The sequence below is a fragment of the Komagataeibacter nataicola genome, from assembly GCF_003207795.1.
GTDB lineage: Bacteria > Pseudomonadota > Alphaproteobacteria > Acetobacterales > Acetobacteraceae > Komagataeibacter > Komagataeibacter nataicola.
On the sequence record NZ_NIRT01000010.1, the window covers coordinates 81,923 to 97,168 of the forward strand.

The 15,246-nt window shown below is 61.6% G+C and carries 16 protein-coding genes; 7 read left to right on the forward strand and 9 right to left on the reverse strand.

From position 1 onward, the window contains the following. The first annotated feature begins 29 nt into the window (after nt 1-29). From dgt to CDI09_RS07730, 4 genes are all read left to right on the forward strand, one after another. Complete coding sequence (dgt, locus tag CDI09_RS07715) at nt 30-1,403, forward strand: dGTP triphosphohydrolase (RefSeq protein WP_078523810.1); 1,374 nt, start codon at nt 30-32, stop codon at nt 1,401-1,403. 250 nt (nt 1,404-1,653) lie between these two features. Then, complete coding sequence (locus tag CDI09_RS07720) at nt 1,654-2,763, forward strand: acyl-CoA dehydrogenase family protein (RefSeq protein ID WP_078523812.1); 1,110 nt, start codon at nt 1,654-1,656, stop codon at nt 2,761-2,763. Continuing rightward, a complete protein-coding gene (locus CDI09_RS07725) occupies nt 2,760-3,488 on the forward strand; it encodes a PIG-L deacetylase family protein (RefSeq protein ID WP_078523814.1) in 729 nt (242 codons plus the stop codon). The genes CDI09_RS07720 and CDI09_RS07725 overlap by 4 nt, the downstream gene beginning before the upstream one ends. Next, on the forward strand, nt 3,485-4,087 hold the full coding sequence (locus tag CDI09_RS07730) for a class I SAM-dependent methyltransferase (RefSeq protein ID WP_078523816.1): 603 nt from the start codon (nt 3,485-3,487) through the stop codon (nt 4,085-4,087). Before CDI09_RS07725 ends, CDI09_RS07730 begins: the two co-directional genes overlap by 4 nt. A 73-nt stretch (nt 4,088-4,160) precedes the next feature. On the opposite strand, the gene CDI09_RS07735 is transcribed toward CDI09_RS07730, so the two are convergent. The 3 genes from CDI09_RS07735 to CDI09_RS07745 all read right to left on the reverse strand — a co-directional run bounded on the left by CDI09_RS07735 (nt 4,161) and on the right by CDI09_RS07745 (nt 7,062). Next, entirely contained in the window at nt 4,161-5,267 is a 1,107-nt protein-coding gene (locus CDI09_RS07735; RefSeq protein ID WP_078523818.1) for a glycosyltransferase, read from the reverse strand. Between the two features lie 127 nt (nt 5,268-5,394). Then, nucleotides 5,395-6,195, reverse strand: coding sequence for an energy transducer TonB (locus tag CDI09_RS07740; RefSeq protein ID WP_146220821.1), 801 nt, complete (start codon nt 6,193-6,195; stop codon nt 5,395-5,397). A gap of 180 nt (nt 6,196-6,375) precedes the next feature. Beyond that, nucleotides 6,376-7,062: a TonB family protein gene (locus tag CDI09_RS07745; protein ID WP_167370152.1), complete on the reverse strand. Its 687-nt coding sequence runs from the start codon at nt 7,060-7,062 to the stop codon at nt 6,376-6,378. Between the two features lie 476 nt (nt 7,063-7,538). Between CDI09_RS07745 and CDI09_RS07750 the strand changes: the two genes are divergently transcribed. Then, complete coding sequence (locus CDI09_RS07750) at nt 7,539-8,993, forward strand: sugar porter family MFS transporter (RefSeq protein ID WP_110571233.1); 1,455 nt, start codon at nt 7,539-7,541, stop codon at nt 8,991-8,993. Between the two features lie 201 nt (nt 8,994-9,194). Here CDI09_RS07750 and CDI09_RS07755 read toward each other — a convergent pair whose 3' ends face one another. The 6 genes from CDI09_RS07755 to CDI09_RS07780 form a co-directional block, all read right to left on the reverse strand. Beyond that, a complete protein-coding gene (locus CDI09_RS07755; RefSeq protein WP_078527580.1) occupies nt 9,195-9,602 on the reverse strand; it encodes a YidB family protein in 408 nt (135 codons plus the stop codon). A 66-nt stretch (nt 9,603-9,668) separates the two neighbouring features. Then, nucleotides 9,669-9,848, reverse strand: a complete 180-nt coding sequence (locus CDI09_RS07760; protein ID WP_236944565.1) for a hypothetical protein — start codon at nt 9,846-9,848, stop codon at nt 9,669-9,671. 182 nt (nt 9,849-10,030) lie between these two features. After that, nucleotides 10,031-10,324: a hypothetical protein gene (locus CDI09_RS07765; protein ID WP_078523823.1), complete on the reverse strand. Its 294-nt coding sequence runs from the start codon at nt 10,322-10,324 to the stop codon at nt 10,031-10,033. A 259-nt stretch (nt 10,325-10,583) separates the two neighbouring features. Then, nucleotides 10,584-10,814 carry a hypothetical protein gene (locus tag CDI09_RS07770; protein ID WP_110571234.1) on the reverse strand — a complete coding sequence of 77 codons (231 nt, stop codon included), beginning with the start codon at nt 10,812-10,814 and terminating at the stop codon, nt 10,584-10,586. Beyond that, complete coding sequence (locus CDI09_RS07775; RefSeq protein ID WP_078527584.1) at nt 10,811-11,092, reverse strand: putative hemolysin; 282 nt, start codon at nt 11,090-11,092, stop codon at nt 10,811-10,813. Before CDI09_RS07775 ends, CDI09_RS07770 begins: the two co-directional genes overlap by 4 nt. An 81-nt stretch (nt 11,093-11,173) precedes the next feature. Continuing rightward, nucleotides 11,174-11,506 (reverse strand): hypothetical protein, encoded by a 333-nt coding sequence (locus tag CDI09_RS07780; RefSeq protein WP_078523827.1) that lies wholly within the window; start codon nt 11,504-11,506, stop codon nt 11,174-11,176. An 82-nt stretch (nt 11,507-11,588) separates the two neighbouring features. On the opposite strand from CDI09_RS07780, the gene CDI09_RS07785 reads away from it, so the two are divergent. After that, complete coding sequence (locus CDI09_RS07785; RefSeq protein WP_078527586.1) at nt 11,589-12,875, forward strand: Hsp70 family protein; 1,287 nt, start codon at nt 11,589-11,591, stop codon at nt 12,873-12,875. Between the two features lie 265 nt (nt 12,876-13,140). Then, nucleotides 13,141-15,225 (forward strand): esterase/lipase family protein, encoded by a 2,085-nt coding sequence (locus tag CDI09_RS07790; RefSeq protein WP_078523828.1) that lies wholly within the window; start codon nt 13,141-13,143, stop codon nt 15,223-15,225. Nucleotides 15,226-15,246: the final 21 nt, after the last annotated feature.

The window sequence follows — 15,246 nt, forward strand, 5'->3', positions numbered from 1 at the left end:
CTCATATTGCCATCATGGATTGACCGGGCATGCAGTGGAACACGCTTCTCAGGACCGAACGCCTGAACGACCCCGACTACACGCAGGAAAAGCACCGCCCCGCCTATATGCAGGACATGGACCGGATCCTGTTCTCGCCACCCTTCCGCAGGCTGGCGAACAAGACCCAGGTTCACCCGCTTTATGATAACGACCATGTGCATCACCGCCTGATTCACAGCCTTGAGGCCGCAACGGTGGGGCACTCGCTGGGCACCGAAGTGGGGTCATGGCTGGCTGATGACCTCAGGGAACTGACCGCCGAGCAGGTCAAGGTCGTGGCGGGCCTCGTGCAGACGGCATGCATGGCGCATGATATCGGCAACCCGCCTTTCGGCCATTCCGGTGAGGAAGCCATAGGGTCATGGTTCCAGGAAAAATTTGCAGCCGGCTGCGATATCATGGGCGACGTCACGCCCGCGCAGCAGGTCGAGTTCAATGCTTTTGAGGGGAATGCCCAGGGGTTTCGCATCCTCACCCGTACCGAGATGTATCGCAATAAAGGCGGCATGCGGCTTGCGCTGGGTTCGCTTGGGGCTTTTACCAAATATCCGGTTTCAGCGCCTGTGCGGCTGCTGGCGGGGGCTGAGGGCGTGATGGAGGGCATGCCCTATATCGGCCTCAAGAAATACGGGTTTTTTGAGAATGATGTGCCCACCTTCGCGCATGTCGCGGCCGAGCTTGGCCTGGGGCGCACGGATGTGCGCAACGCCAGCGGGCAGGTTGTCGGCTCATGGTGGCGGCGGCACCCGCTGGCCTTCCTGATGGAGGCGGCGGACGATATCTGCTATAATATCATGGACCTTGAGGACGCCTACCTTTCGGAAGATATCAGCTTCGAGGTGGCAACCGACCTGCTTGGCGCACTCACCGCCCGCTCACGCAGGGATTACCCCGAGCGCAGCCTTGCCGATATCGTCTCCATCTACCGCGCCAAGGCCATCAGCGGCGCGATTGGCGCCTGCGTTGATGCCTTTCGTGAGAATTACGCAGCCATCATGGCGGGAACCTTTCCGCGTTCGCTTGTCGAGGCATCACGGCTCGGGGCGGAATTCCAGGCCATCCGGCATGTGGCGCGAACCGAGATCTTCAACGCGGCGCGCAAGACGGAGCTTGAGGTTTATGGGCGCAATGTCGTCTATCGCATTCTGGATGGCCTCCTGCCACTGCTCAATGAACTGCGGGCCGTGGACTGGAACAGCAGCCGGCTGAGCGCCTATCATGCGCAGGTGGTGCGCGCCTTGCGGCTGCCGGTCGCCCATGTCACCAACGCCTATGACGCCCTGCATGCGCTGACCGATTTCGTATCGGGCATGACGGACCGCTATGCCGTGAAAGTGGCGGATATTGTGGGGCGGCGATAGGACCGTCTAGCCGGGTCAAGATTGCGGCACGGTGAACGGGAAATCCGTTCCTGAAGGAAAAACTGGCTACAGGGGCATGCAGGCCGGATCAGGCAAGGCACTGGTAAATGCCCATGGCGCCGGGTGGTGTGCATGATCTGAGGGGAACCAAGTGCGCTCCGGGGCTGTTTGTGCAGGCAGGGAAGAGGTGGTGACGGGTTGATCCGGTTGCTCCGTTTTCCTGTTTTCCGGGAATACGGAGCGTGTCTGCATGAGTTTTCCCTTTGAAGCCCTGGCGGCCTGCCGCGCTGAACTCGAGGCGGAAGCCAGCGCGAATGACCCGCAGGGGGTTTTCCCCACGCATGGCCTGGCGCGACTGCGGGCGCTTGGCGTCCTTTCAGCAGCATTACCACTGGCGTCTGGCGGCTGCTGGCCCGATGCAACGCCTGAGGCCGCCACCGGCCTGCTGCGCCTGTTGCGGCTGGTGGGACAGGGCAGCCTGGCACTCGGCCGTGTGGTGGAGGGGCATGTCAACGCCCTGCGCCTTGTCAGCCGTTACGGTTCACCGGCCCAATGCGCCGCCCTCGCGGCCGATGTGCGCGAGGGCGCGCTGCTTGGTGTATGGGTGACCGATGGCGCGCACCCCCTGCATCTGGAACAGACCGCTCAGGGCCTGATCCTGCGCGGGCAGAAGGCCTTTGCCTCCGGCGCGGGCCATGTGACACGGGCGCTGGTTACGGCCCGCACGCAGGCGGGCGCGACGGGTATGCTGCTCGTTCCCGTGGGGCAGGGCTGTGTCATCCATCCTTCCATTGGCGGGTTGAGCGGCATGCGGGGGGCAGGCACGGGGCAATGTGATTTCGAGGGCCAGTCGATCGCGCCGCACAGTCTGATCGGGCAGGTGGATGACTATTTGCGCCAGCCTGAGTTTTCAGCCGGGGCATGGCGGGCCATGGCCGTGGCCCTTGGCGGGATAGAACGGCTCACCAGCGTGCTGCGCGGGCAGCTTGCCGCCCGGGGGCGGGCACAGGCCCCGGCCCAGCTGGCGCGCATTGGCCATGCCCTGATTGCTGCCCAGACCGCACTGGACTGGACACGCAAGGCCGCCCTGGTCGCCACCGTGCAGGAGCGCTACGCGGCGGGTGATATCACCGCCACCGTCAATCTGGCGCGGATTGCGGTGGAGCGGGCCGGGCTGGAGGTGATCGAACTGGTCCAGCGCGGGCTGGGGCTTGCGGCCTTCATCAAGACAAACGTGGCGGAACGGCTGACCCGCGATCTGGCTACCTACCTGCGCCAGCCCGCCCCGGATGAAACACTGTGCGAGGCCGCGGCATGGTTCACGCAGCGCGACCTGCCACCCACGGAGGCTTTTGCATGAAGGCGGCCAGCCTGCATGCGGCGTGGCGCGGTCTGCCGCTGGCCCCGCTGCCCGATATCGCGCCCGGCACGGCGCTGATTCTCGCCCCGCATGCCGATGATGAAAGCCTGGGCTGTGGTGGCCTGATTGCCGCGTGCTGCCAGGCCGGGCACCCGCCGATTGTCGTTATCGTGACCGACGGCGCGGCCTCGCACCCCCACTCGCGCCAGTGGCCTGCAGCACGGCTGCGGCAACAGCGGCGGCAGGAGGCCCTGCGCGCGCTGGCCTGTCTGGGGCTGGGGCCGGAGCGCGTGGTGTTCCTCAACCAGCCTGATGCTGGAGCCGCGCATGAGGGGGCGGTTTTCGACCATCTGGTGCGGGAGCTGGCCAGCCTGGCCACGCGGCATGGCTGTAGCACTGTTTTTGCCCCCTCGCGGCTTGATCCTCATTGCGATCATGAAGCCGTATGGAAAATGGGCCTTGCCCTGCACCAATTCCATGCGCTGAGGCTGCTGGCCTATCCGGTATGGGGCTGGCTTGTGGCGGGGGAGACGGACCTTGACCACGGCCCACCCGTGGGGCTGCGCCTTGACATCAGCCCATATCGTGCCCTCAAGGCCCGTGCCGTCAGCGCGCATGAAAGCCAGTATGGCGGCCTGATTACCGATGATCCCACCGGCTTCAGCCTGCCTGCCAGCCTGCTGGCGGCGCTGATAACGGATTTTGAGGTTTTTCTTGCGCCATGAGCGGAGCGAGCTGGCCACGCGCCGTGTTCGAGCGCATTCATGCCGCCAGTTCCGACCCGTGGGGGGTGGGAAGCCGCCCCTATGAACGTGACAAATACCGGCACACCCTTGCGCTGCTGGCAGGCCGACGGTTCCATCATGCGCTGGAACTCGGTTGCTCCATCGGCGCCATGACCGCCCGTCTGGCGCGGCAATGCGACCACCTGTTGGCCGTGGATGTGGCCGAATCAGCCCTTGCGCAGGCACGGCGCCGATGCGCGGGGCTGGCGGGGGTAACATTTTATCGGGGGCAATTGCCGGATGCCTTTCCTGATCTGCCAGAGGCATCGTGCGATCTGATCATTATTTCCGAAATGCTGTATTTTCTCTCGCGCGCCGATATTGCGCGGCTCGCCAGCCATTGCCTGCGTGTGCGGCAGGCAGACGCGCCAATCGTGCTGGTCAACTGGACCGGCCCGACCGATACGCCCTGCGATGGCAACGAGGCCGCCCGCCACTTCATAGCCACCTGCCTTGCAGCCGGGCTGCTGGTGACCCATGCCCGGCACTATGCCCATTACCGGCTGGACATGCTGGGCGCGGATTGCAAAAGCAGATAGCTGATAAACACAGAAGTTTTTGGTGAAGCTTTTTTCCAAAAAACCTCAAAGAAGGCGCTGTCTGATGCTTCCATCATCCATCAAGCACAGGCAGAACCGGGGCCTGCGCGTGCAGCAGGCGCAGCACGATCCGGGCCGCCTGCTGGTGTTCAGCCGCAAGGCCCGCGCGCCTGACAGGGCGGCGGCGCAGGAGGGGGCTTGCAGCCTCAAGCCGCTCCCATGCCAGGCCAAAAAACGGTTCCGCGCAGGTCGCGATCAGGGTGGAGAGGGGCAGCATTAGTCGGCGTGCAAGTCTTTCGGCCCGTGCCCGCCAGGGGCCATGGCGCATGGGTTGCTCCCGTAGCTGGTGCAGGGCCGCGCGGGCCTGGGCGCGGTGCAGGCAGATCATGGCGGCCTCCAGGCTTTCATCCAGCATTTCATCCTGCCGGATCAGGCGGCGGGCCATGGTATCAGCCATTCCGCCGCGCGCACGCCCTGCAATCCGGCCGGATACGCTCACCCACACATCAGGTGCATGGCGAATAGCGGCATCAACGCGGCGCAGGGCGGCCAGAAACCCCCGGTCCTCGCCTAATGGCATGGCGGGAATGCCACCTGCGCGGTGGTACAGGCCAGTCCGCACCGCAATGCTGGCCCCCGAATGCTCGACATGCCGTGGCCACGGATCATGCGGATCGGGGTCGGCCAGGTCATGGATCCGGTCGAGCATGGTGGCATAATCGGTTTCCGCCCGGTCATCCTCATGCAGGCAGGCGGGCAGGCGCGCGGCCTCCACCGGGTCGATCAGCGCGCGACCACATACGGCATCGGCCCCATTGGCAAAAGCAGCCAGCGTCTGGGCCAGCCAGTCCGGTGCCACCACGGCATCGGCATCGGTGGTGAGCATGATGCCCTCTGGCCCCGCGAGTTCAGCCGCGCGTGTCATGGCTGCGCGCCGCGCGGTACCGGCATGGGCGATCGGGGGCGGATAGGTGCGTTCAACCACATGAAGGGCAAAAGGGAGCCTGCCGCTTATGGCCTGCACGGCCTGCAAGGTTGCATCGGTGCAGTTGTTGAGCAGCACCACAACATGGGTCAGGCGGGCTGCGTGCTGGCGGGCGAGGGCAAGCAGACAGGGGCCGATACGCTCAGCCTCGTTCCGCACGGGAATGGCCGCAACAAGGGGGCGGTCAGGCTGCATGGGTCACCTGTGGGCAGGGAGGACACTAAACGCCCGATGGACCTGCCCGGTTGCATAAACGCAGGTTGTACCCATGCGGAATGAAGGCAGCCCGGTTGAACTCGGGCACGCAACCGCACGGCTGATTTTAATGCCCCACGAGGGTATAATTGATTGTCAGATCAATATGAAACACTGCGCCCTTGAGCGGTGGGTTGCCAGGGAGCGTCTTGCCGATGAACATGCTCATGGTCGCGTTATCCAGAAGGACACTGCCTGAAGATTTGACGAAACGGATGGACAGGACTTTACCCTGCCGGTTTATCAAGACTGTTACGGTTGTGTATCCATGAATGCCTGCTTTTTGGGCAGCTTCAGGGTATATCATATGCCCGCGTATCCATAGATCAAGCTGCCTGCCGTAATCATGGGCAGGGTCGGATGGTGGCGGTTTTACGTCAGACTGCGGGACAATACGGTCATAGCCGTATTGGTGCATGAAAGTCTTGTTGAAGAGGATTGAAGGCGCGATGACGGTACGCGGGCCCATTTTGCCCTGAACAACAGTTTTCGTGAGAACATACTGTATGTCCGCTGTGTATTTCTTAGGCCTGTGGTCGAAACGGAACCGGGTTACAAGCGGGCATCGTACCTCCTGCGTTACAACGGAGGGTTGTGGCTCGTTATGGTACGAGACTGTGTGCTGGCCGTGCGCCTGCTTGTAGTCAGGGCTATTCTTGATGGTACTGTTAATTGCATCAAAGATGAATCGCGATGCGATCCTGGAATGCGGGATATCGCGGCAGATTTTTTTTGAATTCAGAACATTTTCCAGATTTTCCTGACGCATGGGGTCAGGTTTCAAGTAATGCGAGCATGCTGTCAGGGAGGCGGAAAAAATCAATAAAGATATTTTATAAACTTTTCTTTTTGCCATTTTATTTAGCACTATGATAATTTTCCTGCATATTAATTACTTCTTTAATGCGGTTATTGAAATATAAAATAAATCATTCATAGCAACAAGTTGTTTTAATCATAAAAAAACACGGGGCCCATTTGGTCAAGCCGACATGCCTGGCGTGAACCGGTATCCTGACAGTTCTGTATTTACAGAGTACTGCCTGTATCAGGATGGCCTGACTATGATATACTTTACAGTAAGATCAATATGATCTGACATTTTTGTATGCGGATCATTTGGAAGTGTCTGCCCCATGAACATGTTCATGGTCGCATTATCCAGAAGAATGCTGCCCGAAGATTTGACAAAACGGACAGACCGGACCTTGCCCAGACGCGTTATCCGGACCCTGACGGTTGTATAGCCGTCAATACCCGCGCTGCTCGCGGCTGCGGGGTAAGACAGGTGCTGCTGGATCCACAGATCAAGCGGCGTGACGCGTGTAGTTGCATGAGGAGCCGGATTGATCTTTTTATGGGCATGGACAGGTTCCTGATTGTAGCCATATCTATCCCAGATCATTGTGCTTATTTCCATTCCTTCTTTATAGCTATAGCTGACCCAGCCTGGTTTTGGTTCGTGGGCAACTTTTTGCAGAACATAGATGATCTTCCATTTTTCATGCCTGAAAAGAGGGGAGAGGGGACAATACAGTTCCTTTTTCACCGAGCCGTCATTTTGTGCCGGGTGAGGGATTACAGGCGGCAGGTGATGCGCCTGCCTGTAAGGAGGGCTGTTTCTGATGATATCCCTCAAGGTATGAGCAACCAATTTCGATGCATGGCGCGAATGTTGAACTGAGGGGCACAGTGTGCCCGAATCCATAACGGCAGCCAGATGGGCCGGACGCATGGGGTCGGGGTTCCTGTAGTGAGAGCATCCTGTCAGGAAAGATGAAAAAATCAATAACGATAAAAAGTAATATTTTTGTCTAGACAAGACCATTACCATAATAAAGAATTTTCCATTACAATTATATTATATTCAAAAACTTCCGCATGAATTATAAATCAATATATTCTGGAAACAAGTTGATTTTGTACAACAGGATAGCCGCCTGTCATGGTTTCCCTGGTCGGATATCATACATGGCTATGTTTATCAGGACAGGATAAAGAGGCATGTCGTCCTACGGCAAGACTGGCGCTGCGTAAGAGACCTGTAAGGGCTATTTCTTTCTGGCACTTTCATAACATTATATTCAAGGCAGACCACAATATGGTGCCCCGGCACCTTGCCGATCATGGATGAGTGAGCACATTCCATAGAACTATTTTTTATGAGGAGCGTTTTATATTGTAACTATAACGATAAAAAGGCTTTTCATCGTGAATGACGATACTCTGAAGCATGATGACCTGTCCTATCAGGACAACGTGCAGCAAGGACGTCGGAACGCTTTTCTTTTTGCCGGGGCGGCAGGACTTGCCGGGCTTATGTTTGGCCTCGACACCGGTGTCATTGCCGGTGCGCTCAAATTCATGGGCATCGACCTTGGCGCCAATGAGCGCGCGCAGGAATGGATTGTCTCCTCGCTCATGCTTGGGGCGGCGGGTGGATCGCTTCTGGCCATCCCGGTTTCGCATTACCGGGGGCGGCGGGGAGCAATGTTCTATGCAGGGCTTCTGTTCCTGCTTGGCACCGCGCTGTGTTCGCTGGCCCCGTCCATTCCCGTCATGATTGCAGGGCGTGTCTGTCTTGGCATCGGGGTTGGTTTCGCGTCATTTTCAGCACCGCTCTACATTGCCGAAATTACGGAAAAGAGCCAGCGCGGTACAATGATCTCGCTCTACCAGCTTGTCATCACGGCCGGAATGCTCCTTGCACTGCTGTCTGACAGTCTGCTCTCGTATGGCGGGCACTGGCGGTGGATGCTCGGTATTCTGGCCGTGCCAACGGTGTTTTTCATCCTGGCCACGACACAGGTACCTTATTCGCCGCGCTGGCTGGCCATGCACGGGCGCAGGCGCGAAGCGCGCGGCGTATTGCAAAAGGTGCGCGGATCACGCGAACGCGCCAATAATGAACTCGACCGGATCGAACAGAACCTCAGGAAAACCGAGGGAAACGGCTTCGAACTGCTGAAAACCTCCGCCGGTTTTCGTAAGACGCTCGCACTGGGCATGACGCTCCAGATGTTCCAGCAACTCGCGGGCATCAATATCCTGCTGTATTACGCCCCGCATCTGCTTGAGCATCTTGGCTTTTCAGCGCAGGCGGCAGTGTGGTGCACAACATTGCTTGGCCTTGCCAACATGGTGGCGACCGGCGCGGCCATCATGCTGATTGACCGCTGGGGCCGTCGCCCGCTTCTGCTGGTCAGCACGCTCATGGCCTCTTTCAGCCTGTGTGCATTCGGGTTTGTGCTGTTTGCGCATGTGGGGGGCAGCATGGTCAGTATTGCCATCATCGCGCTGCTGGTGCTGTTTACGCTGGGCTATGCCCTGGGCGAGGGGCCGGTGCCGTGGACCATGTGCACCGAAATCCAGCCCCTGCAGGGGCGCGGGCTGGCCATAGCGTGTTCCACCTTCGCCAACTGGATGACCAACTGGCTGATCAGCAATGTTTTCCTGTCGGTCATGAGTCTTATCGGGGATTACGGCATCTTCTGGCTGCTGGCCGGTTTCAATGCGGTTTTCTTCCTGATCGGTTATTTCCTCGTGCCTGAAACGCGGGGCTGCTCGCTTGAAGAGATCGAGCAGCGGGTCAAGGCAGGCTATCCCCTGCGCGAAATCGGGCAGCCAGTCCGGCGGTCGCCCCCGATACAGCCTGAGCGCAAGTGAGGAAGCAGGGCTGACAGAAGCTTCCGGATGCCGCCTTATTTTTCAAAAAGGCGGCATTCTTCTGAAGATTTCCGAAAAAAGATTCATCCAAACGTCTTGATGATTCAAGGCTATGGGCCGGGTTGAAAAAAAACCTGCCACACCGGGGAAAGGCGCCCCGGTGTGGCAGGCTGAAAAAGGCGTGAACCTGATTGCCGTGTATCAGTGCAGGTTGGGGTCAGCCGTGGTTTCAGGCTGCCAGCCCGCGCGGGCGTTCAGCGCCCGGTGGCGGATGGCCGAAGGGAGCATCTCGCGCAGGATCTTCATTGCCGCCTGCTCGGACAGTCCCGTCTGGGTGGAGAAACGCTCGAGTTCCGTCGGGCGGAACAGGGCATGGATGGTGCTTTCATCGGCATGCGGAGCCTTGTCGTGCTCCTGCCATGAGCGGATCAGCGGCAGCATGCCCGCTTCCTCCGCGCGGTGCTCGAGCATGCTGGGTTCGTCTGGTGCTGGCAGGGGGCCAAGAATGTCATTGAGTACCGACAGCGCGCCGGAACGGTCTCCCTGCGCGCCTGTCAGGAAATCACCGATGCGGGTGGTCATGTCGGTTACATTACGCGAAATCGTCATGTGAGCCTCCGAGAAACGGTAGCGGGGCAGGCCCGAGCCATGGCGTACCCCGGTCACGGGACGGTGTTATTTACCCTGCACGGTGTCCCGGCATGCAGGCGACAGACGGGTGACTTTGCGTTGCATGCAGGCTTCAACCTGTCTTGTATCCGGTATGTCCAGCGGGCACAGCCGCAGGGCATCGGCCTTGCAGGCCGCAACCTGCTGCGGTGTTGCCGGGTCATCGGCATATGCATCTGCTGCCATCCCGATCCCCAACCCTAATGCGATGGGGAGGGCGGGGAAAACGGTGAGCCGCATCCTGTATCCTCCTTGGTGTTTTTCAATAGGGTGGCAAGGGTCGAACGCGCCTGGCTTTTTGGGGTTCATCCCGCCTGGCAGGCGTAAAAACACGTTGCTGTGAATGATCGCGCGGCCCTTGCCGCGCTTTACATGCCCGGCGCGCTGGCGGCGCCGGGGCTCTGATCCTGTCCTGCCTGTTGGGGCGAGCCGGTGGGGCCGCCCATGCCTTCGCCCACGGCATTGCCTGAGGGAGCCGCGGAATCATGCGGAGGCGTGTCCGTTTTTTCCGCCGAACAGGAAATGCAGGCGTCCTCCCCGATGCGACCGCTACAGGCCATGAGGGGCAGGACAAGCCCCATGCCCACCACAAGGGCGCATGAACGGGCCATGACCCCAATGGGCATGAAGCGGTGCGGGGTGGTGGTCTCGGCTACGGGCACGGGTTCCTCCTTGTTGCATCAGGAGGCTGTTTCAGAAAACACCATGCCGGGTAAAGGACGGGTCAGGACCACTCTGGGCAATGGCCGACCGGCAGGGGACCTTGTGAAACAGCCTGCCTGACCCAAAACGGGCAACCCGCGCCACAGTTGCATGCTGCATGCCCCCGGCCGTTTGCTGGCATGGCGATACCTAGTCGGGCGATATAAAACATCATGGGCGTTTTGGAGAACTGCCTGAACGGACTTTTCCGGCAGTGTGCTATCGCGTGGGCGCGCGTGGGTGGCGGGGCACGATGCGCGCGCCTGCCACGCCTGCGCCAGGCGGCAGGGTGCACAGCCCGGTATGGCCATCGGGGGTTACGCGCCATGTTCCGCCGCGCTGCCTGCAATCCTGGGCCGGGGGCAGGTTGCGCGCCATCAGGGCATCGCCACAGCCCGCAAGCCCGAGCAGGCCCAGAAGGGCGAGCCGGGCAGTGCGGTGTGGCGTCACGGCCGCCCGGCGGAATGGTCGCGGCGGAACAGGGCCCATTCTTCCATCACGGCGCCATCAGGCAGGTGGCACCAGCCACTTGTGCCCTGGGGGGACTTGCGCAGTTCAAGCCTGCCGCCAAGGTGCAGGCAATAGGCGGAGGCCGGGTTGGGCATGCCGATCCGCGCCGCCCGCGCCGGGTCATGACGGGCAGTACAGGCGCCAAGCAGAACGAGCGCGCCAAGGGCGGCAAGCCGCGTCAGGGCGCTACGGTTCAGGGTAGGGAATGGGTTCATCATATCGTCTCGTGCCATATGCAGCAAAAGGGGGCGGGATCTTGATAACAGGCCGGGGGCCATCGGCAAAACCGGGCAGACGGGTCAGGGCGCGTTCCGGGCAGGGAGCACGGCGGCCTGCACCGCACCGAGTTCCGCGCCGTGACCCAACGCGCGCAGCATGATGGCCAGATTGGCCTGATCCATGACCGCGCTGCTGGTCAGGCGCGGCAGGCCATGGGCATCATACCACATGAGCCAGAACCGCGTGCCTTCTGCTCCAGTGACATATTCGAGCCACAGGGTATCACCCGTATCGGCCTGTGTTACCAGCGGAGCGGGCAGCACGCTGCCACGTGCCTGTGCCGTGCCATGAGGGTGGCCGTAGCGGGTGTCGGTACGATAGCGGGCATTGGCGCAGGTAAACGGCTCGGTCATGATATCATCCCCTACGCCACCCTACGCAAAATGTGAATGACCCCGATGGACATGGCCCGCATCGGCGCGTATGGGAGGCCGCATGTCTTCCATAAAGCCCCCCCATGGCGTGCGGCTTGGCATAGATTTCGGCACGACCAATACCGTTGTGGTGGTGCTGGACGCCAGGGGCCAGCCGCAGCCCGCGCGCTTCCATTTTCCCCATCATGCGCCTGCCGAGACATGCCGCACGCTGCTGTGCCTGTGGCATGACGAGATGCAGCCCCGCAGCGCTTCCCTGCAGGAAGCCATAGGGGCAGCAGCGGTCGATGCCTACCTTGAAGACCCGGCGGAAAGCCGCCTCATCATGTCCATGAAGTCGTATCTGGCGCAGTCCTCCTTCCGGCAGACGCGGCTGCTCGGCCAGGTGATGACACTGGAATCACTGGTGGCGCGTTTCCTGTCGTGCCTGATGCGCACGCTCGATATCGACCCCGGCCAGGTCAGCGCCACCGTGGGGCGGCCGGTGCATTTTGCCGGGGTCCGCGCCGATGATGCCTTTGGCGAGGACCGGCTGAGGGCAGGGTTTGCGCAGGCGGGTTTCCATCATGTTGACGTGGCTCTCGAACCCGAAGCGGCAGGCTGGCACTTTGCCCAGCGCCTTACGGCGCCCGCCACCGTTCTGGTCGGGGATTTTGGCGGCGGCACGAGCGATTTTTCCATCCTGCGTTTTGATCCTGCCAGCGCGCAGGGCGCAACCCCGCTGGGTTATGCGGGCGTGGGCATTGCAGGCGATCAGCTTGACTACCGCATCATCGATAACGTGATCGCGCCTGAACTTGGCCGCAACACCACCTACCGCGTGATGGGCGGCCAGCCGCTGCCGGTGCCTGCCGAGTGGTATGCGGCGCTGGGGCGATGGCACCGGCTGGCGCTGATGCGCACGCCCCAGACACTGCGCGATATGGCCGACGTGGCCCGCACAGCCGCCGCGCCAGAAAAGATAAAGGCGCTGATCGACATCATCGAGGCCCAGCAGGGCCAGGCGCTGTATCGCGCCGTAGGTCAGGCCAAGCGGGACCTGTCTGGCGCGCAAAGTGCCACGCTGGATTATGAATATGGCGATGTGAGCATTCACCGCACCATAACCCGTGCGGAATTTGAAGGCTGGATCGCACCTGACCTCGCGCGTTTTGATCAGGCGGTGGAAACCGCGCTCGAACGCGCCAGCCTGCCCGCCAGTGCCATTGACCGCGTGTTCCTGACCGGCGGCACATCATTCGTGCCCGCCGTGCGCGCGCTGTTTACCCGCCGCTTTGGCGTAGAGAAGGTGGATATGGGCGGCGAGTTCGTATCCGTGGCCGAGGGGCTGGCGCTGATGAACGGGTAAGGGCAGCCTGATACCGGCGGCATGACACTGCGCAGGTTATGGCAGAGGCCCTTCAGGGGGTTTGGATCTTGGGCCCTGGCATCTCCCTCTGATCCCGCCCATTCCTGATAACGGGTGGCGGGAAGGGGATCATGCCCCGGTTGCATGGTCCTTTTTCCTGCAGGATTGATCCCGTTGCGTGTGCCGGGCGGAAACAGGTGGTCCCAAGGGGCTGCATGGCGATTGTCTGTTCCCTGCAAGCCAAAGGGGTGCTTAACCTGCGGGCATGAAACCGATCGCGCCCGGCAGGCCTCCTGCCGCCTCCATCCCTGCCAGCCGCCGCCTGCGTTGCGCCAGCCTGCTGGCCGCAGCTCTCCTTGCGGGGTGCGCCGGGCCGGTAAGTGTGCGGCAGGTCTCGCTGGTGCACAGCTACCGCGCCGCCACGCGCACGGCGCTGGCGGGGCACGAGGCAAGCGATACCACGCTGATCGTACTGCGCCGCCATGGCCTGCTGCCGCTATGGCGCAAGCAGCCTGACCGCGCCATCGCCACCCTGCGCACGCAGGCGGCGGGCCGCGATGATGAGGCCGATGTGCTATTTGCTCTGGCCGAGCTCAGTTACAGGCAGGGCCTGCGCCACCACCGTGCTCAGGATTTTCTGGCCGCAAGCCTCTATGCCTATGCCTACCTGCAGCCGGGGCAGGCGGATGGCCCCAGCCCGTATGACGCGCGGTTCCGGCAGGCCTGCGATCTGTACAATCTTGGCCTTGCGGCAGCCTTTCCGGCTCCGGTCAATATTGCCAGCCAGAACCGCGCGCTGCCCTTTGGCACGCTGGCCCTGAGCGTTGATCCCGCCCAGTTGCGCTGGCATGGCCGTGTGCTGGAAAATATCCGCCCCACCGCGACCCTTGGGGTGGGGGGCATCAGTAACGTCTATCATACCCCCGGCCTTGGCGAGGCCCTGACCGTGCTGGCCCGCGCCACGCCGGAGGCGCCCGCCCGACCGGCCAGCACAGGGCAGACCCTGCAGCACGCAAACGATCATGCGCCATCCGCCGTAGCTGACATCGCGGCGCCAGCGCAGGATGACGCGGCGCGCAACCGGACCGTGCCCACCTCCGGCCCCACGACCCTGCACATGGGCCAGCCCGCCCCGTCTGGCACACCCGATGGCAGCTTTGTCATATCGGAAAAGCTGCGCCTGCCCGCAAGCCTGGTGCTGGAAATGGATAGCCCGCGCGCGCAGGTGCTTGGCGATCACCCCAGCGGGCGGCTGGTACTGCGCATCATGGATGAAAGCCCTGATACCCCCATCGCGCATGCCCACGTGCCCGCCGCCTATGACCAGACTACCGCGCGCGCCCTGAGCCTGGTGGATACCGCGCTGGGCACCAAGGAATATCGGGGGTTCTTTGACGGCACGACCTATGATGGCACCCGCCCGCGCCTGATCGCCATGAACCCGCACCATCATGGCAGCATGCCGGTGGTGTTCATACATGGCACCGCCTCCAGCCCTTACCGCTGGGCCAGCATGGTCAATGACCTGCTGGAGGACCGGCGCATCCGCAACCATTTCGATTTCTGGTTCTTCTCCTATGCCACGGCCAATCCCATCCCGTATTCGGCGTGGCAGCTACGTCATGCCATTACCGAGGCCGTGAACAGCCTGGGCGGCGTGCAGGCCGACCCGGCGCTGGGGCACATCACGCTGATTGGCCACAGCCAGGGCGGCCTTCTGGCACGCATGCTGGTCATCAACCCCGGTGACAGGCTGTGGGATGGCACGGCAGGCCGGCCTCTTTCCACCTTTCACCTCAATGCCGACACCAGGGCGCTGATCCGGCAGACCATGTTTCCCACCCCCATGCCCGAGATCGACCGGGTGGTGTTCATCTCCACCCCGCAGCATGGCAGCTACCTTGCAGGCAAGTCGATCGCCCAACTGATAGGCGGCATGGCCAGCCTGCCGCTACGGGTTACCGAAACGGCGCGTGAACTCGTGACCGGAACGGGTGACAGCACGCATGTCGATAACCGCATTCCGCGCCTTGGCAGCGTGTACGCCATGTCACCGCACAGTGCGTTCATGCGTACGCTGCCCACCATTCCCATCATGCCCGATGTGCACGTGCACTCCATCATTCCCGTATGCGGGGCAGGGCGGGATCTGGCCCATGCCGATGATGGTGTGGTCTCTTATGCCAGTGCGCATATTCCGGATGTGGAATCAGAACTGGTCGTGCGTCATTCTGAGCATTCCACTCAGTCCAATCCCTTCACCATAGCCGAGGTGCAGCGCATCCTGCTTGAACAGCTGGCCCAGTACCCATCCGCCCCGCAGGGCGCGCGCATAGCCGCGCGGCCATGAGCGCGCCTGTATCACATCGAT